Origin of the sequence: Parahaliea aestuarii, from assembly GCF_008064635.1 — a bacterium.
Taxonomy (GTDB): Bacteria; Pseudomonadota; Gammaproteobacteria; order Pseudomonadales; family Halieaceae; genus Parahaliea; species Parahaliea aestuarii.
On sequence record NZ_VRYZ01000003.1, the window covers coordinates 136,063 to 160,840 of the forward strand.

Genomic DNA, 24,778 nt, shown 5'->3' on the forward strand with positions numbered 1-24,778 from the left:
ACAGTCTGCAACTATGGGAGCGACACCTGCGGTATGCAACAGGCTGCCGGAAAAGGATCAGGTTTTCTGTAGGGCAACATCACAACTGCCGTTGCTGGTGTGGCGAGGGCGGGAAGGGAAGGCGCGCCGGAGGCGGTTCCCGCCTCCGGCCTGAATCAGGGATTCTTTACCTTGTCGCCAACTTTCAGGGGATGGCTGGCCTTGAGGACAATGGCGTAGCTGGCCTTTTCCGCGGTTTCGAACACCATGGCCAGACCGGCACGCACATCCGGCAGTAGTACGTTGTCACGAGCCACCTGGTCGAAAACCAGTTCGCCGGTCTGGTAAATGGCCAGTACATCACCAACGCGCAGGCCCTCGCGTTCACCGCGGTTGAGCACCACGATGTCGGTGGTGCCAATCTGGGTGACACCACCATCGACGGCAATCATAAAGCCGTCCTCAATCTCCCGCTCCGGCGCCCGTGGATAGAAGGTGGCGTCCAGCACGCGCTCTTCATTGGGCAGCAGGCGATCGGCTATTCGCACTTCCTCGGTGACGCGGGTCACTTCCAGCTCGGTCACCTCATCGCGATTGCTAGTGAGCAGGCGGGCACTGCCGATATCTTGGGCGCGATAGCCCAGCAGTTCGTTGCTGATCGGGTCGCGATAGGCCTCGCCGGCGCGATAGATGCCATAGGCCCGCTCGCCGTCAGGGAAGGGGCCGCGACCGAAAACATGGTCGCCCGGCGCGCTGATCAAATGCCCCTGGGCACCGGCCACTACGTAGGCGGAGTTATTCAGGTCGTCGGCGCTCATGATGCGATTGCGGTTGAGGAAGGCGCCGATCTGATCCAGCGGAATAGCCGGAATGGCCAGATCCAGCGGGCTCACATGCATATTGGGGGAGAGCTTCATGTCGCCGCGCCGCACACGCAGGCGGGGCTGGCCATCGACCCAGACCAGATAGAGTTCGTCGCCGGGGTAGATAAGGTGGGGGTTGTCGATCTGCGGGTTCACATCCCAGAGTTCGGGCCACAGCCAGGGTTCGCGCAGGTAGATACCGGAAATATCCCAGAGGGTGTCGCCTTTCTTGACGATATACACCTCGGGAACATCTTCGTTGAGCTCTACGGCCTGCAGCGGCCCGCACAGCAGCAGCAATACCGTCAACAGCAGTCCCGAAAGTGCCCTGGTTCCCATTGTCCTGTCCCTGCCCAAGCTTGTTATTATCCGCCCCGCGGCCCTCTTCCCGAACCGGCCACCAGCGCCCCTTCCCCAAGTGCCCGGCGCTGGGCACAATTCCGCTGACGGATGTATAATTGCAAACAGTTTGCGGTGGTCATTCGCCACTGGCAAGTGCAAATGTTATTAATTCACTCGGGCCGCCCGGCCTGCCAATCTCTCCAGGAAACCGATGGCCATTCTCGACATCCTCGAATTTCCCGACCCTCGCCTGCGCACCAGGGCGCGCCCGGTGACCGAGGTCACCGATGCTACCCGCACCCTCATCGATGACATGTTCGAAACCATGTACGCCGCACCCGGAATTGGCCTCGCCGCCACCCAGGTCGACGTACACGAGCGCCTGCTGGTGATCGATGTCAGCGACGATCGCTCTGAGCCGCTGGTCTTTATCAATCCTGAAGTGGAAGTGCTGGACCCGGAGCTGGGCGAGTACGATGAGGGCTGCCTGTCCGTACCGGGCTTCTACGAAACGGTGAATCGCCCGCGCCGCATTCGCGCCAGCGCGCTGGATCGCAATGGCGAGCCCTTCACCCGCGAACTGGAGGGCCTCCTGGCCATCTGCCTGCAGCATGAAATAGACCACCTGGACGGCAAACTCTTCGTCGATTACATCTCGCCACTGAAGCGCCAGCGCATTCGCAAAAAGCTGGAGAAAGACCAGCGCCGCCGTGCCTGACAACTCCCCATTGCGCCTGCTTTTTGCCGGCACCCCGGAATTCGCCGCCCTCCACCTGGACGCCCTGCTGGGCAGTTGCCACCAGGTGGTGGCGGTCTACACCCAGCCCGACCGCCCCGCCGGCCGCGGCAAAAAACTGCAGGCGAGCCCGGTCAAGCAGCGTGCACTGGCAGCGGATGTCCCGGTATACCAGCCCCAGAGCCTGCGCGACACCGAAGCCCAGTGCGAGCTGGCGGCGCACAACGCCGATGTCATGGTGGTGGTGGCCTACGGCCTGATCCTGCCCCAGGCCGTGCTGGATACACCGCGCCTCGGCTGCCTCAACGTCCACGCCTCGCTGCTGCCTCGCTGGCGCGGTGCGGCGCCCATCCAGCGCGCCATCGAGGCGGGCGACAGCGAAACCGGCGTCACCATCATGCAGATGGATGCCGGGCTCGACACCGGCGCCATGCTGGCCACCGCCCGCTGCGCCATCGGCCAGGACACGAGCGCCGCCAGCCTCCACGACGAACTGGCCGCCATCGGCACCCCCTGCCTGCTGCAAGTACTCGAAGACCTGCCCGCCTACCAGGCACGCGCCGAAACGCAGGACGACAGCCTGGCCAATTACGCCAGCAAGATTCTCAAACCGGAAGCGCAAATGGACTGGACACTCACCGCCACTGAACTGGATCGTCGCGTCCGCGCTTTCAATCCCTTCCCTGTCTGCTTCAGCGAACTGGGGGAGCAACGCGTGAAGATCTGGCGCGCGCGCCCCGAAGGAGGGGGCCGGCTGGCCGCACCCGGCACTATCCTGCACAGTGACCGCGATGGCATCCGCGTGGCCTGTGGCGAAGGCAGCCTGTGCCTGCAGGTGCTACAGCTTCCCGGCGGCAAGGCCCTGCCGGCGGAAGCGGTACTGAACGCACGGGGCGAGGCCTTCACCGCGGGCGCCGTATTCGGCAGCAGCCAGTGATGGCCGGGGATTGCCGGGCGGCGGCCGCCCGGGTCCTGGCCCTGGTGGCCAGCGGCCAGTCGTTGAACCAGGCGCTGCCCGGGCAACTCAATGCCGTCGCACCCCGGGATGCCGCCCTGCTCAGGGAACTCTGCTACGGCAGCCTGCGGATGTGGCCGCGCCTGGAGGCGCTGGCGGACCAGCTGCTGGACAAGCCCCTGCGCGGCAAGGATAGCGATGTCTACGCCCTGATACTGGTTGGCCTCTACCAGCTCGGTGAAACCCGGGTGCCGGATCACGCCGCTGTGGCCAGTACCGTGGGTGCCACCCGCTCGCTCGGCAAAGGCTGGGCACGCGGACTGGTCAACGCCCTGCTGCGCCGCTATCTGCGCGAGCGGGAGACCCTGGAAAATGCCCTTCCGCCCGCCGCCCGCGCCGCCCATCCTGCCTGGCTGATGCAGCGCCTGCAGGGCGAGTATGACAACCTGGACACCCTGCTCGCCGCCAACAACAGCCGCCCGCCCATGGCACTGCGGGTCAATCTGTCCCGCGTGGCCCGCAGCGACTACCTGCAACAGCTTGAGGGCGCCGGCATCGCGGCCAGCGCCGGGGCTCTGGCGGATAGCGCCCTCTACCTGCAACAGGCGGTCGACGTGAACAGCCTGCCGGGCTGGGAAGCGGGGCTGGTCAGTGTGCAGGACGAGGCCGCCCAGCTCGCGGCGCCGCTGCTGCAGGCCCGCGCCGGCGAGCGCATCCTCGACGCCTGCGCCGCTCCCGGCGGCAAAAGCTGCCATCTGCTGGAGAGCCAGCCAGGACTTGCCGAACTGGTGGCCATGGATATTGATGGCGAGCGACTGGAACGGGTAGAGGAAAACCTGGAACGGCTGCAATTGGCCGCCCGGGTCATTGTGGGCGACGGTGCCAAGCCGCCGGCGGAGCTCGCGGCGGAGAGTTTCGACGCCATCCTCACCGACGCGCCCTGTTCCGCCTCCGGCGTGATTCGCCGCCACCCCGACATCAAACTGCTGCGCCGCGCCTCGGATATCGGCCAACTGGCCGGTCAACAGCTGGCCATCCTCCACGGCCTGTGGCCGCTGCTGAAGCCCGGCGGGCGCCTGCTCTACGTCACCTGTTCGATACTGGCGGAAGAAAACAGCGCTGTCATCGCCCGCTTCCTGGCACAGCAGGAAGGCGCCAGCGAACAGCCTCTGGCGGTGAACTGGGGCCAGCCGCGGGATCACGGCCGCCAGCTGCTGCCACAGGAAAACGGGCCGGATGGACTCTATTTCGCACTGCTGACCAAGGCACTGTAGAGTGAGGTCGAGCGCCCCACGCTGTTTACAGCGGACTGGTTTTTTTCAGGAGCTGCGCTGTTTACCAGGGCCGCGCTATACAGCCCTCCATCATGTGCTTACAATCCAGCGTATCCATTAAGGTGCTGAAAACTTCCCACGGGGTCCCCGGGTCATGAAAATCATTATTCTGGGCGCTGGTCAGGTCGGGGGAACACTGGCCGAACACCTGGCCAATGAACAGAACGACATCACCGTCGTCGATACCGATGCGGACAAACTGCGCAATTTGCAGGATCGTCTCGATATCGGCACCGTGCTCGGCGGCGCCTCGTACCCCAACACCCTGTACCGGGCCGGCGCCGAGGATGCCGACATGCTGATTGCCGTCACCAACAGTGACGAGATCAACATGATGGCCTGCCAGGTGGCGCACAGCATCTTCAATACGCCCACCAAGATCTCCCGGGTGCGCTCCCCCAACTACCTCGCCCACCAGGAGCAGCTGTTCAACCCGGCCAATGTGCCGGTGGATGTCATCATCGGCCCGGAGCAGCTGGTCACCAAGAATATCCGCCAGCTGATCGCCAATCCGGGCGCCCTGCAGGTGCTCGATTTTGCCGACGGCAAGGTACAGCTGGTGGCGGTGCGGGCCTACTACGGCGGCCCGCTGGTGGGCCAGGAGCTGCAGGAAATCCGCAAGCACATGCCCAAGGTGGACACCCGGGTGGCGGCCATCTTCCGCCAGGATCGCCCGATTCTGCCGGAGGGCAGCACCGTGATCGAGGTGGACGACGAGGTGTTCTTTATTGCCGCCCGCCAGCATATCCGCGCGGTGATGTCGGAACTGCGCAAGGTAGACAAACCGTACAAGCGGGTGATGATCGCCGGCGGCGGCAATATTGGCGCCACCCTGGCCCAGAGCATCGAAAGCCAGTACCAGGTGAAGGTGATTGAGAAGTCCTACGACCGCTGCCGCATGCTCTCTGAGCGGCTCAAACACGCCATCGTGCTGTGCGGCAGCGCCGCCGAGCCGCAGTTACTGACCGCGGAGAACATCGAGAATACGGATGTCTTCTGTGCCCTCACCAACAACGACGAGTCCAACATCATGATGTCCATGCTGGCCAAACGCATGGGCGCCAAGAAGGTGATCACCCTGATCACCAACGCCGCCTACGCCGACCTGGTCGGGGATGAGATCGACATCGCCATCTCGCCCCAGCAGATCACCATCGGCAGCCTGCTCACCCACGTGCGCAAGGGCGACATCTCCAACGTACACTCCCTGCGCCGCGGCGCCGCCGAGGCCATCGAGCTGATCGCCCACGGCGACGCCTACTCGTCCAAGGTGGTGGGCCGCCAGCTCGATGAAATCAACCTGCCGGACGGAGTGACCATCGGCGCCATCGTGCGCGGCGACGACGTGCTGATCGCCCACGGCAACGTCGTGGTGGAAACCGATGACCACGTGATCCTGTTTCTGGTCGATCGCAGCCGTATTCCCCAGGTGGAAAAGCTGTTCGCCGTCGGCTTCGGCTTTTTTTCCTGACGCCGGCCGCGCGATTTCATGCACATAGGCACCACACTCCGCGTTCTCGGCATTCTGCTGATGTTGTTCAGCAGCACCATGCTGGTGCCACTGGTGATCGGCCTGATCGCCGACGACCACACGGTAGAGGGCTTCCTGGTGGCGCTCTCCATTACCTTTTTCTCCGGCCTCGCCATGTGGCTGCCGGCCCGGGCCTCGCGCCATGAGCTGCGCATTCGCGACGGCTTCCTGATCACCTCGCTGTTCTGGACGGTACTGGGGCTGTTCGGGGCGCTGCCCTTCGCCTTCGAAGACGCCCTGGATCTCAGCCCCACCGAGGCGATATTCGAATCCATCTCCGGCCTGACCACCACCGGAGCCACGGTGATTACCGGCCTCGACAGCCTGCCCCATTCCATTCTCATCTACCGCCAGATGCTGCAGTGGCTGGGTGGTATCGGGATTATCGTGGTGGCAGTGGCAGTACTGCCGATGCTGGGGATTGGCGGCATGCAGCTGTACCGGGCGGAAATTCCCGGCCCCACCAAGGATTCCAAACTCACTCCCCGCATCACCGAAACCGCCAAGGCCCTGTTCTCGGTGTACCTTGCCCTCACCGTGGTGTGCGCCCTGTGCTACCACCTGGCGGGAATGAGTACCTTCGACGCTATCGCCCACGCCTTCTCCACGGTGGCTATCGGCGGCTTTTCCACCCACGACACCAGCATGGCCTGGTTCGAGAGCAATACCATCCTGCTGATCTGCAGTGTGTTCATGTGCATCTCGGCCATGAATTTCGGCCTGCACTACCTGGCCTGGCGCCGGCGTTCGCTACGCCACTACCTGGGGGACTCGGAAACCAAGTTCTTCAGCAGTATCGTGCTGGTGTGCATCGCCATTACCTGTGGCTACCTGATACTGTCGGGCGTCATCGCGCCGGAGGATGCCCTGGTACACGGCCTGTTCCAGGCCATCTCCATCACCACCACCACCGGCTTTGCCAGTGAGAATTTTGCCCTCTGGCCGACCTTCCTGCCGGTGATGCTGTTGATGTTCTCTTTCATGGGCGGCTGCGTAGGGTCCACCGGGGGCGGCATCAAGGCCATGCGCCTGATGCTGATCTTCAAACAGGGGATTCGCGAACTGAAGCAGCTGGTCCACCCGCAGGCGGTGATTCCCCTGAAGATGGGCAAGCGGCGGGTGGATGCGGCGGTAGTCAGCGCGGTGTGGAGCTTCTTCGCCGTCTACATGTTCTCGTTTATTACCATCCTGCTGCTGCTGATGGGTACCGGGATGGACTTCATTACCGCTTTCTCCGCTGTCGCCGCATCGCTCAACAACCTCGGCCCCGGGCTGGGGGACGTCGCCGCCAACTACGCCGGTATCAGCGAAACCGCCAAGGGCCTGCTGTGCTTTGCGATGCTGCTGGGGCGGCTGGAGGTATTCACCCTGCTGGTGCTGTTCACCCCCATGTTCTGGCGCCTGTAGTAGCGCTACTCAGCGGCCGCCGCGGTGCTTGCGCACCATCTCGTAGGCCGCCTGGATATCCTGCGATTTCTCCGTCGCCACCTTGACCATGTGCTCGGGCACCCCCTTGGCGATCAGCTTGTCCGGGTGGTTTTCGCTCATCAGCTTGCGGTAGGCGCGCTTGAGTTCGCCGTCACTGACACCTTCACTCACCCCGAGGGCAGCGTAGGCATCGGCCAGGCTGGTGGCACTGGATTGCGCACCACCTCCGGCTCCGCCCTGGTGGAAGCGGCCCTGGGCCTGGGCCATGCGCAGCATTTGCTCGAGCTGGGCGGCGCTGACTCCCATCAGCTGGGCAATGCGCATCAGTGCCTGCCGCTCGGCATCGTCCAGGTCGCCATCCGACAGCGCCAGCGACACCAGGAACAGCAGCATGCCCTGGGCCAGCTGGCGCTGACTGCCGCAGGCCTGCAGGAAGGAGGCCACCACCGGTTCCGGGTGAAAGTCCGCCGCCGAGCCGCGCTTGAACAGGGCGATGGCCTCCTGCCGCTGCTCCGGCGTCAACCGCATCTGGCGAATGACTTCCTCGGTGTGAGCCACTTCCACCTCGGACACCCGGCCATCGGCCTTCGCCAGGTAACCCTGCAACTGGAAACTGGTCTCGAAAAAACTGCGCTGGATACGGGCGATATTCTCCGGTGAGGCAAAGGCCTGTACCCGGTTCAGGCCGCGGTCGAAGAAATGGCCCAGTACCAGGCCGAGGATCAGGCCAATGGGCCCGCCCAGTATCAGGCCGAGAGTACCGGCGACAAGTTTGCCGTAGAACATGCTGCTCCTTGATTTACGTTGAGAATGCGGCGTATGCCGCCTGGACTTCAGAGGCCGGCGTAAACCCCGGGCCCCTGCCGCGGGCGCACCCGGAAGCGCTTGTACTCCCACTGGTACTGGGCGGGGCAGTAGCTTAGACAGGTTTCCACCCCGCGGTTCAGTGCCGCCAGGGAAAGGGGGTCATCGGCATCGTAGATGGCATCCTCCGCCGGCAGATAGCGCACTACCCAGCCGCCCCTGACCCGCTCAGCCAGGGCGAACACGGCCAGGGCACCCGTGCGGCGAATCATGTTGCAGGCCAGGGTGCCGGTGAAGCAGGGGCGGCCCATGAAGGGCACATTGATGCCCGAGCCCAGGTCGGCCGGGCACTGGTCCGGCAGGATGCCCGAGATGCCACCGCCGCGCACACTCTTCAGCAGTTTTGCCAGGCCGCGACTGTCGGTGGGCACCAGGGTGGCGCCGCTGTGCTCCCGGCCGCGGCGAATCAGCGGCCCCAGTCCCGCCAGCTTCGGCGGCTCGTAAAGGGCCACGGTTGGGCCGAGGGTACCCAGGTGCTGCCCGGTGACTTCCCAGTTGCCGAGGTGCGGTGCCAGCACAATCACCCCGCGCCCCGCGGCCAGGGCCGCGGTTACTGCTTCGGCGCCCTCGACCCGCACGATATGCGCCCGCACGTGGTCCCAGCCACGCAACCAGACATGGCCCATCTCCGCCATCAGTTCGGCGGTGGCCGCCAGGCTGGCCCGGGCCAGCACCCGCTGCTCCGCCGCTGTCAGGTTCGGGTAGGCGAGGGCGATATTGCGTTCGGTCACCCGCCGGGAGCGGGCGTTGAAGGGCCAGTACAGGGCTGCCGCACCACGGCCGAGGGCGCGCGCCAGCCCCAGAGGCAGCAGGGCGCTGATTCTGAGCAATGTGGCGACGGCCAGGGCCTTGAGACGGTCCATTCAATCGTTCCGGGCAGGTGGGCGAAAGCGCGTATTATGCCGAGGAAAGTGCCTGTATAATACCCGGCTTTTTGCAAGCCCCTCACAGGTGGACCCGTGTCCCAGGACAAAGCGAAAACCCTCACTTTTCAGGAACTTATCCTTCGCCTCCAGCAGTACTGGGCGGAGCAGGGCTGCGTGGTGCTGCAGCCGCTGGACATGGAGGTGGGCGCCGGCACCTTCCACCCGGCCACCTTCCTCAAGGCGGTGGGGCCGGAGAACTGGAACGCCGCCTACGTGCAGCCCAGTCGCCGCCCCACCGACGGCCGCTACGGCGAGAACCCCAACCGCCTGCAACACTACTACCAGTTCCAGGTGGTGATGAAGCCCTCCCCGGCGGCCTTCCAGCAGCTCTACCTGGACTCCCTGAAAACCCTCGGTATCGACACCGCCATCCACGACATCCGCTTTGTCGAGGACAACTGGGAATCACCCACCCTGGGCGCCTGGGGCCTGGGCTGGGAAGTGTGGCTGAACGGCATGGAAGTGACCCAGTTCACCTACTTCCAGCAGGCCGGCGGCCTCGAGTGCTACCCGGTCACCGGCGAGATCACCTACGGCCTGGAGCGCATCGCCATGTACCTGCAGGGCGTGGACAGCATCTACGACCTGGTGTGGGCCGAGGGCCCTGCCGGCACTGTCACCTACGGTGATGTGTTCCACCAGAACGAGGTGGAGATGTCGCGCTACAACTTCGAGGAGGCGGATATCGACTTCCTCTTCTCCCACTTCGATCACTGCGAGGGCGAGGCCCTGCGCCTGGCGCAGAAGAACCTGCCCCTGCCGGCCTACGAGATGGTGATGAAAGCCTCCCACACCTTCAACCTGCTGGACGCCCGCCACGCCATTTCTGTCACCGAGCGGCAGCGCTTCATCCTGCGCGTGCGCACCCTGGCCCGGGCCGTGGCCGAGGGTTACCTGCAGGCCCGCGCGGCCCTCGGCTTCCCCCTGGCGGAGCCGGCCCTGGCCAGAGAAGTACTGGATAAACTGGACGCGGAGGCCGCCAAGGCATGAGTACCGAAACCGTGACTGACACTCTGCTGGTGGAACTGGGTACCGAAGAGCTGCCCCCCAAGAACCTGAAAACCCTGGGCCTCGCCTTCCGCGACGGTATTGTCGAGGGTCTCGCCCAGCGCGAACTGCACCACGGTGAGGTGCGCTGGTTCGCCAGCCCGCGCCGCCTGGCGGTGCTGATTGAAAGCGTGACCCTGCAGGCGGCGGATAAAACCGTGGAGGCCCTCGGCCCCCCCGCGGACCGCGCCAAAGATGACGCCGGTAACTGGACACCCGCGGCGGCCGGCTTTGCCAAAAAGCAGGGCATTGCACCCGAGCAGCTGGAAACCATAGACACCCCCAAGGGCCCGCGCCTCGGCCTGCGCCAGACCGTGGCCGGGGCCAGCACCGCCGACTGCCTGAACGACATCATCAACGACAGCGTGCGCAACCTGCCCATCGCCAAACGCATGCGCTGGGGCGCCAGCCGGGTGGAATTCGTGCGCCCGGTGCACTGGGTGGTCGCCATGCTGGGCGACAACTGCAGCCACGGCGAGGTGCTGGGGCTGGCCACCGGCAACACCACCCGCGGCCATCGCTTCCACAGCAGTGGCGATATCGTGCTGGCGCGCCCGGAAGATTACGAACAGGCCCTGGCCGACGCCAAAGTCGTGGCCGACTTTGAGCGCCGCCAGCAAATGATTCGCGAGCAGGTGGAGGTGGAGGCCAGTGCCCTGCAGGCCACGGCCGTTATCGATGCCGACCTGCTGGACGAGGTGACCGGCCTGGTGGAGTGGCCGGTGGCCCTCACCGGCGCCTTCGAAGAGCGCTTCCTGGCGGTGCCCGCGGAGGCCCTGGTGTCTTCGATGAAGGAGCACCAGAAGTACTTCCACGTGGTGGATGGCGACGGCGGGCTGCTGCCGCATTTCATCACCGTCAGCAATATCGAGAGCGAAGATCCGGTACAGGTGATCGACGGCAACGAGCGGGTGATCCGCCCGCGCCTGTCGGACGCCGCGTTCTTCTTTGAAACCGACAAGAAAACCGCGCTGGCCGAGCGCCTGCCGGCGCTGGAGAAAATTGTCTTCCAGCAGCAACTGGGCACCCTGGCGGAAAAGAGCCGGCGCATCGCGCAACTGGCGGCGGCATTGGCGAAAAACATCGGTTCCGACCCGGAACTGGCGACCCGCGCCGCCCTGCTGGCGAAGACCGACCTGGTCACCGAGATGGTGCTGGAATTCCCCGACATGCAGGGCATTGCCGGCGCCTATTACGCAGCCCACGACGGGGAACATGCCGACGTGGCCGCTGCCCAGGCCCAGCAGTACTGGCCGCGTTTTGCCGGCGACCGCCTGCCGGAGAGCGCTACCGCCGCCGCGGTCGGCCTCGCCGACCGCCTGGACACCCTGGTGGGCATTTTCGGTATCGGCCAGCCGCCCACCGGCTCCAAGGACCCCTTCGCCCTGCGCCGGGCGTCCCTGGCGGTGCTGCGCATCCTGGTAGAGAAAGAACTGGACCTGGACCTGCGCGAGTGCCTGCAACTGGCGGTACAGCAGTACCCCGCCGGATTGCTGGCAGAGGGCACTGCGGAGCAGGTGCTGGCCTATATGCTGGAGCGCTTCCGCACCTGGTACGAGGAGGAGGGCATCGCGGTAGAAGTCTTCCGCGCGGTGAGCGCCACCGATCCCAGCCGCCCGCTGGACATCCAGCGCCGGGTACACGCCGTGCACGCCTTTACCCGGCTGCCGGAGGCGGCCGCCCTGGCCGCCGCCAACAAGCGGGTAGCCAACATCCTGGACAAGCTCGACGCCGGCCACAACTTTTCTATAGTAAGCACTGACTTACTCCAGGAGGCTCATGAGAAGGCACTTGCAGAATCCCTGGCCAGCGTGGGTGCGGAGAGCGCCGGGCACCTGGAACAGGGCGCCTACACAGAGGCACTCGCCGCTCTGGCCGCCCTGCGTGAGCCGGTGGACGCCTTTTTCGACGGCGTAATGGTCAACGCTGATGACGAGGCCCTGCGCAACAACCGCCTCAACCTGCTCAACGCCCTGCGCCAGCGCTTCCTGCAGGTGGCGGACATCTCCCAGCTGGCGGTGGTCAAGTAGTCGCTGATGACGCTGTTTATTCTCGACCGCGACGGCGTTATCAACGAAGACTCGGATGACTACATCCGCTCGCTGGACGACTGGCACCCCGTCCCCGGCAGTATCGCGGCCATCGCCGCACTGAGCCGGGCGGGCTACACGGTGGCGGTGGCCACCAACCAGTCCGGCCTCGGCCGCGGCTACTTCGGCCTCGATGAACTGGAAGCCATCCACAGCCGCCTCAGGGAACTGGTGGCGGAGGCGGGCGGCCATATCGCCTGCATTGCCTACTGCCCCCATCTGCCCGATGCTGGCTGCGACTGTCGCAAGCCGGCCACCGGACTGCTGGAGGCTATCAGCCGTGAAACCGGCGAAGCGCTGGACGGCGCATTCTTCGTGGGGGACAGCCTGAAGGATCTCCAGGCCGCGCAGCGCGCCGGCTGCCAGCCGCTGCTGGTCACCACCGGCAAGGGCCAGGATACACTGGCCAGGTTGCGCAAGGAGGACGGCGACAGCCTGCAGCTGAGCCAGCCCCACGCCATTCCCGTGTACGCCAACCTCGCTGCAGTGGTGGCGGCCAAGCTGGCCTGACAGCGGTGAGCTGGCGCTCGGAATTACCTGATTAGTAAGTGCTCACCCAAATCAAACGCCCGTAGAACCAAGCCCGGCGCGGCAGGATTGGACGGCAACGCCGCCCGGGCCATCTAGACCTCGATACGCACAGGCACTGACTTGAAGTTGGGCGTGCGACTGCGCGGATCAACCCGTCGCTGGCAGAGAACGTTGGCCTCGGGGTAGTAGGCCAGCATATTGCCCGGCGGCAGGTCGAATGCCTGCACCTTCACGCCGGCCATGCGCCCGTTGGCGGACACCACAGCCACCCGCTGCCCCTCGCGCAGGCCGAAGCGGCCGATATCTTCCGGCGACAGCAGCACGGCATCGCGACCGGCGCCGTAGCGATAACTGTCCTGCTCTTCGTAGATGATGGAGTTGAACTGGCCCTCGCTGCGCACGCTGGCCAGCAGCAGGGGATAATCGTCCTGCCGCGGCCGGGGAATGGGGTGTACCTGGAAGGCGGCCCTGCCACTGGGGGTGTGGAACTGCGCGCTGTGCAGCAGGCGTCCGGCCACGTGAAACTCGCGCCTGGCGACACCGATATCCCTGAGTTGCTCCATGCCCGGTACCGTGGCGGCAATGGCGTGCCGCAGCGTCTCGTGGTCGGCAAAGCGGCGGCAGTCTACCGGGCCGTCCGGCAATACCCGCGCCGCCAGTTCAGAGAGTATGGCGACTTCCGAGCGGGCGTTGTCCAGGCGGCGAATACCACCGTCGCTCAGGCGCACAAAATTGAACATGGACTCCTGGGTGGTGGACTGGGGCTCTTCGTCCCGCGCGCACACCGGCAGCACCAGGGCCTCGCCATCCTCGACCCCGTGCAGGTGACTCTGGTTGAGCGTGGTGGTGAGGTAGAGCTTGAAGCCAATGCGCTCCAGTGCCCGCCGCGCCCACTGCGAATCCGGGGAGGCACTGTAGAGATTCCCCCCCACCAGGCAGGCGCAGTCGATGGCACCGGCATGAGCGGCCTCCAGGCAGCTCAGCGTATCCATGCCGGGCTGGCGTGGCAGACTGACCCCCAGTTCCCGCTCCAGCGCCTCGAACACCGCTTCCGCCAGTACCGGCTTGACGCCGATGGTGCCGATGCCCTGGACGTTGCTGTGGCCGCGCAGGGGCAGCAGCCCCGCGTAGCGGCGCCCCAGCATGCCCCTGAGCAGGGCGAGGTTGGCGATGTACTCGACGTTCTGGGCACCGAACTGGTGGTGGGTCATGCCCATGCCCCAGGCAAACACCGCGGCTTTGGCGCGGGCGTAGAGCGCGGCGACGCGCTCGATGTCCGGGCGCGCGACGCCGGCTGCTGTCTCGATGTCCTGCCACCCGGTGGCGGCGATGTCGTCCAGGAAGGCCTGGCTGTTGTCGCAGTGGGCGTCGAGAAATGCCCTGTCCTCGGCACCGGCCGCCAGCAGGGCCTTGGCGATACCCTTGAACAGGGCGATATCGCCGCCGATGTTCGGTTGCAGGTAGGCGGAGGCGATTTCGGTACCGCCGGCAATCATGGAAGCGGGACTCTTGGGCACCGCGAACTTCACCAGCCCCGGTTCCCGCGCCGGGTTGATCACCACCACCTCGCCACCGCGGTCACGGCAATTCTTCAGCTGGTGGATAAAGCGTGGGTGGTTGGACGCCGGGTTGGCGCCGATCACGAACACCAGATCGCAGCCGGTTAAATCCTCCAGCTCCACCGTGGCGGTGCCGCTGCCAATCGTGCTGCCGAGGCCGACACTGGTGGCCTGGTGGCAGTAAAAGGAACAGTTGTTGACGTTGTTGGTGCCGTAGAGTCGGGCCAGCAACTGCAGCATGAAACCGGCCTCGTTCGAGGAGCGGCCGGAGGAATAGAAAAAACTGCGCTCGGGTGCACAGGCGCGCAGGCGCCCCGCGGCGTGATCCAGAGCCCAGTCCCAGTCCACTTCGCGGTAGTGCTGTTCACCGGCTGCCTTGTAGATCGGGTTGCCAAGCCGCCCGGCATGTTCCAGTTCTTTCGGGGTTAGCTCGCGCAGTTCCGCCAGGCTGTGGGCGAACAGCTCCGGCGGCAGCGGCGGCTGGATATCGGTGGACTGGGCCTGCACGCTCTTGTTGCAAACCGAGGGGAACTCTCCCTTCTCGTTGGTCATGCCCCCCTGCTGGCCCCCCATCCCGAGGCCACAGGCCTTGCAGGTGTTCTTCGCCGACAGCGCCTTGGCAGAGTTTTTCAGGCCGATACGGCGCACCGTCTGCAGGGTGTAGAGCACCTTTCTGGGGCCACCGCCCACCAGCTCAGTCATCGCTACCGTCCCACTGTGTCCATTGGCCATCAACGTCGCCCGATTCTACCCCACCGCCCAGGCGACAGGTATCGGCGGGCCGGGCGCGCTGGCGCGGGGTCATTGCAGTAAACTGGTCGGCACAACAGGGAGACGCCATGGAACTCGACAGCCAACAACTACTGCTGGCCGGCAGCGGCCTCGCCGCCGGTCTGATTGCAGTGACCCTCGGCTGGCTGCTCTACCGGCTGCGCCGGCAGGGTCGACGGGAGCAACAGTTGCAGGCGCGCTACCAGAGCCTGGAGGCCAGCCACCGGCGGCTGCAGCAGGATTACGCGGTGCTGGAGGAGCGCAGCGGCGAGCGCGAGCGACAGCACCGCGAGCAACTGGGGCTGCTCAACGAACACCGCGACCAGCTGAAACGGGAATTCGAAAACCTCGCCAACCGCATCTTCGAAGAGCGCAGCCAGCATTTCGCCAGCCACCAGAAGCAGTCGCTGGAAACGCTGCTGCAACCCTTCCGCGAACAGATCGGCGCCTTCCAGCAGCGGGTCGACCAGGTACACAGCGAATCACTGAAAGGGCAGGCCAGCCTGGCAGGGGAACTGCGCCGGGTGCTGGAAATCGGGCTGCAGATGAACGAGCAGGCGGGCAACCTCGCCGCCGCCCTGAAGGGCGATAAGAAAGCCACCGGCAACTGGGGCGAGGCCCAACTGGAGCGCAGCCTGCAGCTGGCCGGCCTGCAGGCCGGCCAGCACTACGAGGCGCAAGCGGCCCTGCGCGACGAAGACGGCCGCCGCAAGCTGCCGGACTTCCTGATCAAGCTGCCCGACGGCAAGCACCTGGTGATCGACAGCAAAGTCTCCCTGGTGGATTACGACCGCGCGATCGCCGCCGGCAGCGACGTCGAGCGTGAAGCCGCCCTGTCCGCCCATGTACGCGCTGTGCGCCAGCACATGGACGATCTCGCCGGCAAGGACTACGCCCACCTGCCCAATCTCGGCAGCCCCGACTTTGTGCTCATGTTCCTGCCGGTTGAGCCCGCCTTTATCGAGGCCCTCAGGCACAGTCCGGAGCTGTTCAACGACGCCTACCAGCGGGGCGTGGTGCTGGTTTCCCACACCACCCTGATGCCGGTGCTGCGCACGGTAGCCAATCTGTGGATGGTCGATCGCAGCAACCGCGAGGCGCGGGAGATCAGCAACCGCGCCGGCGAGATCTACAACCAGGTGAGCCTGGTGGCCCAGCGCCTCAATCGCCTCGGCAACAGCCTGCGCAGCGCCGGCAATCACTACAACGACACCGTGCGCGCCCTCGCCGGCCAGCAGGGCCTGCAGGGCAAGGTGGAGCGCTTCCAGCAGCTGTCTGGTCGCGCCAGGCGGGAAATGCCGGAACTGACACCGATTCACAATGACCTGGAGCAGGAGCGCCTGGTTGCCGGGGAGGGCGACACCGAAAGCGCAGTGGCGCAAATCGGCAATCCGACCCATTCAGTGCCCTGAGTGATGCAGGGCCCAACTTCTGTACTTTTCTCCGTTTTTTTGTTGCCTTGCCTTTCGCCCATCTGCAAAGCTAGCCGCCACAAAAACGTAAAAACAGCGGCAAACGCAATGAAACAACCTGTCAAACGTTGGTTTCTGACCTTGGGGCTGTTCTCGGTGCTGGCCTCTGCCTGTCAATCGGTGGTCGCGGCGGACGACCTCAGCCTGGCCGGCCTCGCCATGCACCGGGAGACCGGTCGCGACATCTATCTGGGCGCACTGCGCTCGGAGCAGGCGCTGGTCAGGGTCGCCGATATCGCCAACGCCAGCGGTGTGCGGGAAATGGAATTTCGCATCGTCGCCCGTCGCACCAGTATTCGCAGCCTGCTGGGTGGCATTCTGCTACAGGCAGAAGTGGCCAGCGGTGCCGCGCCCCCGGCGGCCACCGTGGATTTTGCCAACGCCATCATGGGCGTGGTACAGGGCAGCCTGTACACCAATGACAGCTTCACCCTGCGCAGTGACAGCGACCAGCTGATCGCCCTGGTGAACGGTCGGGAGATGGCCAGCAGTGCCGCTCCGGGGGTATTCACTTACTTCCTGTCCGGCTGGATTGACGAGCGCGGGGCCTCCACCGCCTTTCGCGACAGCCTGCTGGCCGATGATATCGACATCGACCTGCGCGCCACCTACAGCAGCCTGAAACCGAGCGCAGAGCGCATTGCCGCCGTCAGCGCCTGGGGTGTGGCAGAGGAAGCCCAGCCCGAGCCAGCGGCCGCACCAGCTCCCGCCGCACCACAACAGCAGATGGCTGCAGCGGCCGAGCCGGTCAAAACCGCCGAGGAAGAAGCCACTGCCGCGCAAGCAGAGGCACCGGCCAAACCGGCATTGGCAGAAGCGGTCAAGCCGGTGCCTGCCGATGTGGTGGCAGCCACCGAAGCGGCCGCTGCCACGGCACCGGTCGAGGCCGCCTCCACCCCCAGTATCGCCATGGCCCAGCCGAAGCCGGTGATCAAGGCCGAACCTGAGCCGGCCGCGACTCTCGCCCGCGAAACAGCGCCGGCTGACCCCAATGACATCACCGGCCTCAGTATCATCGAGTACTCCCAGCGACTGGCTGCCTTTAATTCCATGGTATTCCGCATGGTCAACCTGGAAATACGCTATCCCCGCGCCGCCATTCGCCGCAGCATCCAGGGTGAACTGGAACTGGACGTGGTGCTCGATGCCCAGGGCGCCCTGCTCGATGTCAACATCGGGCGCACCTCGGGCCACGGCATGCTGGATGACTCGGCATTGAAAGCCGCCCGGGAAGCCTTTGAGCAACCGCTCGCGGACCCCGTGGACAAGGTCGCCGTCGCCGAATACAGTGGCGACGGCCGGCGCCTGGTGATTCCCGTTCCGGTCAACTTTGTCCTTACCGAGTAAGTGCGATGTCTGAGTTTCAACTGACCCACACGGCCCTGGTCGGAGCCCGTATCAATACCTTCCGGCCGTACGGCTTCAACTCCCGGGAAGAGCTGACCATGTGCCGGGTGGTACCGGAGATGCCGGCGTCCCGCCCGGGCAGCCAGACCTCGCTGAAGGACATACTGACCGAACAGTTGCCCCTGTGGATTCACAACATCATTACTGACCCGGACTTTCCCCAACGCCACCGTTTGCTGATGCCGCTGCGGCGCTTCGAGGGGGAACTGCGCGACAACAAACACGATGAAGTAATTTCATCGGTATTGCGCCACGGCTTTCGCAGCCTGCAAATGGACCCGCTGGATCTACCGCGCAGCATGCCCATGCGGCAGCGTTGCGCCATGGTGGTGCACCTGAAAGTGTGGCAGGAAGCCTACGACCGACTGTGCGGGGAAGTGGTCGACATTCTCGCCGCCAACACCGAGCAACTCGGCCGCTGGTGCGAGTTCGCCCGGCACCCCGAGCACGCGGCGGTGGGCTGAAACGGTTCCGGCGTGAGCCAGCGCGCTATGCGCTGGCTCAGTGTTCGTCGGCGGGACGGCGCCCTTCGTTGCCGCTGACCATGCGCACCGTGCGCTGGCAGGTATCCAGCCAGGGTACCCGGGTATCGGTTTTCAGTACCCGTACAAAACCGCCGTCGGTGCGACAGCAGATACTGGTCTTGTTCGGTGTCCAGTCGCCCTCGGCCGTGCGCGGCTTGCGGGTACTGTAAAACCACAGTCCGCGACAGTCCTGCATCACGTATTTGGCCTCGGTCGGCAGATACACTTTTTTCCCCTCGATCACGGCAAATACTTCCAATTCTGCGGTGGCCTTGTTACCAAGCTCCGCCGTAGGCGTCATTGTCAGCATCCCTCTGTCCCCCAGGTTTTCTTTTTGCTTTCGTTGTTCGCGGTGGCCAAACCCCGGGCCGGTACCGCCTTTCGCACTGGTTTTTATTGCGTGCGCATTGACGTTATAGGTTTATGGAAATGCCTTGACAACGTTTGTTAGTGCTATTTATTGGCAAATTTGCCGGCGGGGGACTTTTTTTGCCATATTTTTTCTGTCGAAAGAATTTCGGCCGTAATTTTTTACTGATGTGTGCCAAATTTTTACGGGCCATACGGCATTAATGTTTTTGGCGGGGCTGAAAAAATCCGGCTGGCCGGGGCGCAAACGGCCCTTAACTGCGGATCAGGTTGAGATGTGGCGGGCCACCGGGGCGGCGGTTGAGGGACTGTAGCGGCTCCGGCTGCGGACCGAGCGGCAGGTTACCGGCCTGTTCCACCGAACTCATCAGCATATAGAGAGACAGTTCGGAGCGCCCCTCGGTGCTGCCGGCGTGAGCGGTCAACCGCTCCAGTTGCTCGTCGCTGATAATGTTCAGCAGCACCGCATTGGTGAGATAGTCCCGGATAATCTGGCGGTTAACCTGATCCTGCAGATACCGCTGGTAGCCCGCATCGGAAAACACCCGGTTCAGGGTGTCGATATCACCGTCACTCAGGGTGCGGTCAGTGAAGGGCATATCACTGCCGAACGCACCGTCGATGCGATCCGCCAGTTGATTGAGTTGCACTGAGTCCACGCTTGATCCCCGGCCCGCTGCTGGCTCAGGCCCCGAGCCCGGCGCTCAGCTCTTCTTCCGCGGACAACGCGGCCTGCCGGCTGCCCAGTTCATCCTGCAGCGCCAGCAGGTCGGGCACCTGGTAAGTGACGTTGTTCCAGCGGAAAGCCGCCAGCGAACGGGGCAGGACTTCTCCCGGCTTGTCTTCCATTTCCTGGACAGGCACCTGTTGCAGGCCCAGCCCCTGACCGCGCAGGGCAATGGCAAAGTAGGGACAGCCCCGGCCCTCCACTCCCAGCAGGATGGCTACCAGGCCGGTGCCGGCGCGAACGTCGCGCCAGCGGGTCTCGCCCTGTTCGTCCAGGTCCAGTAGCGGCACTTCCACCCCGCGCCAGCTCACCGTGGCCGGCGGTGTCTCGGCCACATTGTAGAGCGTGATGATCTCCGCCAGGCAGGACTGGGGAACCGCCCAGATTTCCTGCGCCGAGCCGGGCAGGAACAAACAGCGCGTAGATTGCGAATCCGCCATTGTCATCCTCAGTTCAGCTGTAAGCGGTGGCCGGTGAGCTGGGCGATCTGCTCCACCAGCACCGGGAAATTAAACGGCTTGCCCATATAGCCATTGCAGCCGGCCTCCTGCGCCAGTGCGCGGTGCTTGGGACCGGTGCGGGAGGTCACCATGATCACCGGCAGGTGCTTGTAGCGGGCTGACTTGCGAATTTCGCGCAGTGTCTGGATGCCGTCCTTGACCGGCATCTCCACATCCAGCAACACAATATCGGGCAGGCGGTGGGTGGTATTGAGCAGGTCGATCGCCACCATGCCGTTTTCCGCGGTGACAGTTTCCACGCCAATACTGTCGAACTGGCTGGTCGCCACCATGCGCTGGGTGCGCGAATCATCCACCACCAGCACCAGCATGCGCTCGTTCTTCTCCCGCTCGAAGGCGGTGGAAGACACCACGCTACTGGCGATGCTGCGCACCAGGGCGTTGAGATCCAGGGCGACAATCGCCTGGCCATCGGAAGTGGTGGCGCCACCAGCCACCCCCGGTACCTGTGCGAACTGCACGCCGAGGGAGCGAATGACCAGCTCCAGCGCTTCCTGAACGTCGTCCACCGCGATGGCCATGTAGCGCTCTTCGCTGCCGGCGACGATCACCGGCACCGTGCTGCCATTCCAGGCGCCGGGCTCGGGCAGTTTGTCGCCGTTGCACAGCGTCGCCAGGTAGGCAGGCTCGCAGTCCAGCTCAAACAGCGACAGTTTTTCACCGGCGGCAATGGCGGCGTAAAAGGTATCCACCGGAATCTGCTCCACCGCCACCAGCCCGTCCAGCGGAATGGCGTAGGCCGCTTCGCCGGCGTTGACCAGCAGGGCGCCGTTGACGTTGACGTTGGACGGTACACGCACCGTGAAGGTGGTGCCCTGGCCGGGTATCGACTCGATATCGATATCACCGCCGATCTGCTGCAGCTCGCTCAGCACAATATCCATGCCGACACCGCGACCGGAAATTTCCGACAGGCGGGCGGCGGTGGAAAAGCCCTTGTGGAAGATCAGGCGCAGCGCTTCGCGATCGCTGAGCTCGCTGGCGTTAACCCCCAGCCCGCGGGTGATTGCGGTCTCCCGCAACACCTCCGGGTCCATCCCCCGGCCATCGTCCGCCAGCCGTATCAGATAGTCGGAGCCGTGCTTGCGCACGTCGATGCTGACCAGGCCGGTTTCGCTCTTGCCGGCGGCAAGGCGCTGCTCCGGCGTTTCGATACCGTGATCGAGGGCGTTGCGCACCATGTGCTCCAGAATAATCTGGCAGCACACATGGCTATCGCGGTCGAGCTTGCCCATCTCGTTCAGCACGCGGAAGTTCACCGACTTGCCGAGGTCGGCCCCCACCGTGCGCACAATGCGGCGCAGCCCGGGCATCAGGCGCGAGACCGGAACCACCCGCGCGTCGCGGATGGAGGAGCCGAGCGACGAGATCACCGCTGTCTGCTGTTTCAGCAGCGCCTCGGCCGAAGCCGCCTGGCGGCTGGACACGTGAATCAGGTCATCGAGATCCTCGATCGCCTCCCGCAGGATGCTCGCCGCTTCCTGCAGTTCCGAGTAGCGATCCATCTCCAGCGCATCCATTTCGCTGTCCATGCGCGCGCCGTGAGAGGTGACGTTCTGCAGTGCGCGGTCGGCAATCTTGGTAATGTGGGAGCGTACCGAGGACAGACGCGCACCGAGCTCCGCCGCGGCGCGTTTGCCGCGCACCGTACTCTGTGAGGCACGCACGCCAAGCTGCTGGGCCTGGTTGTTGAGGTTGAGCAGATGGTCCAGCGCCTGCGAGGTCATGCGGATGGTCTGCTGGGCCGCCAGAACCTTGGCGCCCTCGTCCGCCAGTTGCTTGTCCTGCTGCTTTTCCTGGGGCGCCGCCTGAGTTACCGCATTGCGGTGTACCGCACTGTTGTCGTCCACGGCTGCCGCGGCATCGTCCTGCTGCAGGGGTTGTACCACCGCCTCGGCCAGCGGCAGTTCGCTGGCGACATCGGTTTCAGTATCCTGTATATGGGCAAAGCCGTTCACCGCCGCGTCAAGCCAGGCGTTGACGATGCGGAAGTAGGCGGCCTCGCTTCCTGGCGCCGGGCGCGCCAGCCCTTCCAGCAGGGTTTCAAAATTGTGGATCAGCGTACCGTAGCGTTGCAGCCCCACTCCCTTGGCAATACCCTTGAGCGTATGCAGTACACGCGGCACGGTATCGCGACCCGCCGCCGAGTTGATATCCTGCTCCCACTGGCCGATGGCATCTTCCAGTTTCTCGATTTCCACCGCGCCCTCTTCAAGGAAGGCGTCGAGGAAGTCACGGAAAACTTCCGTACCGCTGCGACTGGTGTAGTTGAAACGGATATTGGACGGGATACACCAGGCCATTTCGTCATCAACGGCCTCCGGGCTGACAGGCGCGGGTGTGCTATCACCGCTGGCCACGGCAGCTACAGGTGGCGCAGCGTCACTGTCACGCGCTTCTATGTCCTCGTCGGATGACAGCTCTTCGAGAACAGCCCCGTAGATATCATCGATCTCGGTTTCCATACCACCGAGACTGTCAAACAGGGCCTCGACATCGGCATCGCCGGTGTCGGTATGCTCGTCATCCCAGTCATCGAGATCTGCCGCGGAAAAGATAGCGGGAGCTGGCCCGTCCTGTTCCCCGTCTGTCGCCATCGGCGCCAGCGCATCCTCGAGCACAGCGGCAAACGCCGGCGACTCTTCGCCGTCGGGAGTGTCAACCTCGAGACTTTCGATCAAGTCATCCGCGCTTGATGTATTCGCGCTCAATGCACCAGCAGATAATTCATCGGCAGCTAATTCTTCGGCGGATGATTCATCGACGGTTGATTTCAGCTCCCCGGCAAAGGCGGGCCAGTCCTCCGCCGGATCGAACTCTTCCGCCTCCGGCGACAGTTCACCCAGCAGCAGGTTGTCCAGCTCCATGTCATCCGGCCCGGGGGGGAACTCCGCACCTAAAGCCCGCACAACCTCGCCTTCATCGCCTTCATCGGCACTCGTTTCAGTGACCCCGGGGCTGTCGCCATCGTTCGCCGACTCCGAGTCGGTAGCGAAGTTGCTCGCCATACCGGCGCCACCGGCGTGGAGATCGAAGGTGATGTGGTGGTCGTCGCCCGCCAGGGAAGACCAGGGATTGTCGGCCCCGGCACTGTCGTCCTGTTGCGACGGCAACGGCAGTTCAAAGTCGGCATGTAACAGCCGGTTGCAGGTATCGCCACTGGCGCACCATGCCAGGCGCAGGCACAGCGCGTCGCGTTCCTCGGGCTGCAGGCCGAGCAGGGCGGCCGGCAACTCCGGACACACCTCGGCCACCGGCAGGTAACCCTCAGCGACACTCTGGCGGCGCGACAGGGGATCCGTCGCCAGCATGGCATCCAGCAACACGCTCTCTTCGGCTTGGCCCAACTCGGCCAGGCGCCGGGCCACGGCTCCCGACACCGATTCCATCACTGGCGCCAAGACCTGGGTTAGAACAGCAACCGTTGCCGGATTGAAATCCTGGGGCAGACTGAAGTCCTGGTGGTAGTCGAGATTGGAGTCGAGCCAGGGGTCGACGGAAACGACACCTTCCGTGCGCTCGACTTCCAGTCCGTCAATATCGCAGTTGCTATCGGCAAGGCTTCCGCCCTGTAGCAGGTAGCGGTCAAACTCGCTGTCGTCGCTGGGCGGCGCGTAGCGACTGACGTAGGAATACACATCCCCGGGCTGTTCTTCCTCGGGCTCTGCTGCTGTGCCGTCCGGGGCTTCATGCTCCCCGGATTCAGCGATGTGCCAGGCATCGCCGAGCGTTTCGCTTTCCGCGGTGATGCTATCGCCTACCGCAGGCACAACGGTTCCGCTCAGAGGGTCGGTGTCCTGCCAGTCGCTGCTGTCAAAACCCAGTGGCAGCTCTTCTGATTCCAGTGCTTCGTCCCCGGAGAAACTGTCCATCCTCGCGGCGAGTTCGCTGAGGTCGAGTTCGCCATCGAGGAAATCGATGTCTCCGTCAGCCGATTCCGGCGCAGCAGCTGGCGCTCCGGCGAGCGCTTCCGCGTCCTCCATCGCGCTGAAGAAGGTACTGTAATCAGTGGGTGAATCCGTATCCGGCGAAGAATCCGACGCCCCGCTATCCACATCCAGCCGCTCACCGGCTTCCAGTGCATCCCAGACACTTTGCCCATCGGCGAGGTTGTCGGCGGCCGCACCTTCATCTGTCTGCTCGTCAGCCGACACCGGAGCAGCCGACGATTCGACCTCGACTGCGTCCATTTCCACTGCGCTGTTCTCTTCACCAGCCAGCGTGGTCGCTGCCTCGCCTGCAAGCTCCGCTATTTCTACTACTTCTGCGGGTTCAGGTTCGGGCTCTGGCGGCAAGACCGGCGCCGGCGGCACCGGTGTGGACGGCCTGGAGTGACGCTGCAAAAACAGGGGTTGTGCGCCAATATCGTCATCGTCGAGGAGGCCGAGGATATCGCTGCCGTCGGCGACCTGTTCCCGGTCGTCGCCACTCGCCTGCTGGCGACGGCGGTGGTCGATGGCCATCACCCCCGGGCCGGCTCCGTTGTGGCCGGTGTTGTCCCGGCCTTTGCGGGAATCGGCGTAGATATCACTGCCGCTGTCTTCGGAGAGCACGATTTCCTCGTCGACAAAGGCGGACAGATCATCGCCGGCGCCGTTGCCACCCATCATATGGCGTCCGGCAACCGCGGTTTCACTCTCGCTCAGGTCACCGACAGGGAATGCATCGTCGGCAAGGCGGAACAGGCTGTCACCCTGCTCGGACAGATCCTGTTCCAACAGCCATTTCAGGGTTTTCTTGCGCTGCTCCTGTTCCGGCGTAGACGCCTCGTCCTTGCCGCTGTTATCTGAATACACCTTGCG

At 64.4% G+C, this 24,778-nt stretch carries 19 protein-coding genes; 11 read left to right on the forward strand and 8 right to left on the reverse strand.

Annotated elements, in window-relative coordinates:
- Positions 1-155: 155 nt before the first annotated feature.
- Positions 156-1,181 carry a LysM peptidoglycan-binding domain-containing protein gene (locus tag FVW59_RS07830; protein WP_148063701.1) on the reverse strand — a complete coding sequence of 342 codons (1,026 nt, stop codon included), beginning with the start codon at positions 1,179-1,181 and terminating at the stop codon, positions 156-158.
- A 214-nt stretch (positions 1,182-1,395) separates the two neighbouring features.
- Here FVW59_RS07830 and def point away from each other — a divergent pair, with 214 nt between their 5' ends.
- The 5 genes from def (at position 1,396) to FVW59_RS07855 (ending at position 7,147) form a co-directional block, all read left to right on the forward strand.
- Positions 1,396-1,902 carry a peptide deformylase gene (gene def / locus FVW59_RS07835; RefSeq protein ID WP_148063702.1) on the forward strand — a complete coding sequence of 169 codons (507 nt, stop codon included), beginning with the start codon at positions 1,396-1,398 and terminating at the stop codon, positions 1,900-1,902.
- Positions 1,895-2,857 (forward strand): methionyl-tRNA formyltransferase, encoded by a 963-nt coding sequence (gene fmt, locus FVW59_RS07840; protein ID WP_246139671.1) that lies wholly within the window; start codon positions 1,895-1,897, stop codon positions 2,855-2,857. Before def ends, fmt begins: the two co-directional genes overlap by 8 nt.
- The gene (gene rsmB / locus FVW59_RS07845) at positions 2,857-4,149 is read left to right on the forward strand and encodes a 16S rRNA (cytosine(967)-C(5))-methyltransferase RsmB (RefSeq protein ID WP_148063703.1); all 1,293 of its coding nucleotides are present in this window, start codon (positions 2,857-2,859) and stop codon (positions 4,147-4,149) included. The genes fmt and rsmB overlap by 1 nt, the downstream gene beginning before the upstream one ends.
- 154 nt (positions 4,150-4,303) lie before the next feature.
- Positions 4,304-5,680 (forward strand): Trk system potassium transporter TrkA, encoded by a 1,377-nt coding sequence (gene trkA, locus FVW59_RS07850; protein ID WP_148063704.1) that lies wholly within the window; start codon positions 4,304-4,306, stop codon positions 5,678-5,680.
- Positions 5,681-5,698: 18 nt separating this feature from the next.
- Positions 5,699-7,147: a TrkH family potassium uptake protein gene (locus FVW59_RS07855; RefSeq protein ID WP_148063705.1), complete on the forward strand. Its 1,449-nt coding sequence runs from the start codon at positions 5,699-5,701 to the stop codon at positions 7,145-7,147.
- A 9-nt stretch (positions 7,148-7,156) separates the two neighbouring features.
- Here the strand turns inward: FVW59_RS07855 and djlA are convergent, their stop codons facing one another.
- Complete coding sequence (djlA, locus tag FVW59_RS07860) at positions 7,157-7,954, reverse strand: co-chaperone DjlA (protein WP_148063706.1); 798 nt, start codon at positions 7,952-7,954, stop codon at positions 7,157-7,159.
- Between the two features lie 47 nt (positions 7,955-8,001).
- The gene (locus FVW59_RS07865) at positions 8,002-8,895 is read right to left on the reverse strand and encodes a lysophospholipid acyltransferase family protein (protein WP_148063707.1); all 894 of its coding nucleotides are present in this window, start codon (positions 8,893-8,895) and stop codon (positions 8,002-8,004) included.
- 96 nt (positions 8,896-8,991) lie between these two features.
- Between FVW59_RS07865 and glyQ the strand changes: the two genes are divergently transcribed.
- The 3 genes from glyQ to gmhB are packed head-to-tail and all read left to right on the forward strand — an operon-like array spanning position 8,992 to position 12,605.
- Positions 8,992-9,948 carry a glycine--tRNA ligase subunit alpha gene (gene glyQ, locus FVW59_RS07870; protein WP_148063708.1) on the forward strand — a complete coding sequence of 319 codons (957 nt, stop codon included), beginning with the start codon at positions 8,992-8,994 and terminating at the stop codon, positions 9,946-9,948.
- Positions 9,945-12,035, forward strand: coding sequence for a glycine--tRNA ligase subunit beta (glyS, locus tag FVW59_RS07875; RefSeq protein ID WP_148063709.1), 2,091 nt, complete (start codon positions 9,945-9,947; stop codon positions 12,033-12,035). The genes glyQ and glyS overlap by 4 nt, the downstream gene beginning before the upstream one ends.
- A 6-nt stretch (positions 12,036-12,041) precedes the next feature.
- Positions 12,042-12,605 (forward strand): D-glycero-beta-D-manno-heptose 1,7-bisphosphate 7-phosphatase, encoded by a 564-nt coding sequence (gmhB, locus tag FVW59_RS07880; protein WP_148063710.1) that lies wholly within the window; start codon positions 12,042-12,044, stop codon positions 12,603-12,605.
- A 113-nt stretch (positions 12,606-12,718) separates the two neighbouring features.
- Here the strand turns inward: gmhB and FVW59_RS07885 are convergent, their stop codons facing one another.
- Entirely contained in the window at positions 12,719-14,887 is a 2,169-nt protein-coding gene (locus FVW59_RS07885; RefSeq protein ID WP_148063711.1) for an FdhF/YdeP family oxidoreductase, read from the reverse strand.
- Between the two features lie 137 nt (positions 14,888-15,024).
- On the opposite strand from FVW59_RS07885, the gene FVW59_RS07890 reads away from it, so the two are divergent.
- From FVW59_RS07890 to FVW59_RS07900, 3 genes are all read left to right on the forward strand, one after another.
- Positions 15,025-16,368 carry a DNA recombination protein RmuC gene (locus tag FVW59_RS07890; protein WP_148063712.1) on the forward strand — a complete coding sequence of 448 codons (1,344 nt, stop codon included), beginning with the start codon at positions 15,025-15,027 and terminating at the stop codon, positions 16,366-16,368.
- Between the two features lie 108 nt (positions 16,369-16,476).
- Positions 16,477-17,775: an energy transducer TonB gene (locus tag FVW59_RS07895; protein ID WP_187275816.1), complete on the forward strand. Its 1,299-nt coding sequence runs from the start codon at positions 16,477-16,479 to the stop codon at positions 17,773-17,775.
- A 5-nt stretch (positions 17,776-17,780) separates the two neighbouring features.
- Complete coding sequence (locus tag FVW59_RS07900) at positions 17,781-18,299, forward strand: hypothetical protein (RefSeq protein WP_148063714.1); 519 nt, start codon at positions 17,781-17,783, stop codon at positions 18,297-18,299.
- Positions 18,300-18,336: 37 nt separating this feature from the next.
- On the opposite strand, the gene FVW59_RS07905 is transcribed toward FVW59_RS07900, so the two are convergent.
- The 4 genes from FVW59_RS07905 to FVW59_RS07920 form a co-directional block, all read right to left on the reverse strand.
- Positions 18,337-18,660, reverse strand: coding sequence for a hypothetical protein (locus FVW59_RS07905; protein ID WP_187275817.1), 324 nt, complete (start codon positions 18,658-18,660; stop codon positions 18,337-18,339).
- 322 nt (positions 18,661-18,982) lie between these two features.
- Positions 18,983-19,387: a hypothetical protein gene (locus FVW59_RS07910; protein WP_148063716.1), complete on the reverse strand. Its 405-nt coding sequence runs from the start codon at positions 19,385-19,387 to the stop codon at positions 18,983-18,985.
- A gap of 25 nt (positions 19,388-19,412) precedes the next feature.
- Positions 19,413-19,895 carry a hypothetical protein gene (locus FVW59_RS07915; protein WP_148063717.1) on the reverse strand — a complete coding sequence of 161 codons (483 nt, stop codon included), beginning with the start codon at positions 19,893-19,895 and terminating at the stop codon, positions 19,413-19,415.
- 8 nt (positions 19,896-19,903) lie between these two features.
- Positions 19,904-24,772 (reverse strand): hybrid sensor histidine kinase/response regulator, encoded by a 4,869-nt coding sequence (locus tag FVW59_RS07920; RefSeq protein ID WP_148063718.1) that lies wholly within the window; start codon positions 24,770-24,772, stop codon positions 19,904-19,906.
- Between the last annotated feature and the right edge of the window lie 6 nt (positions 24,773-24,778).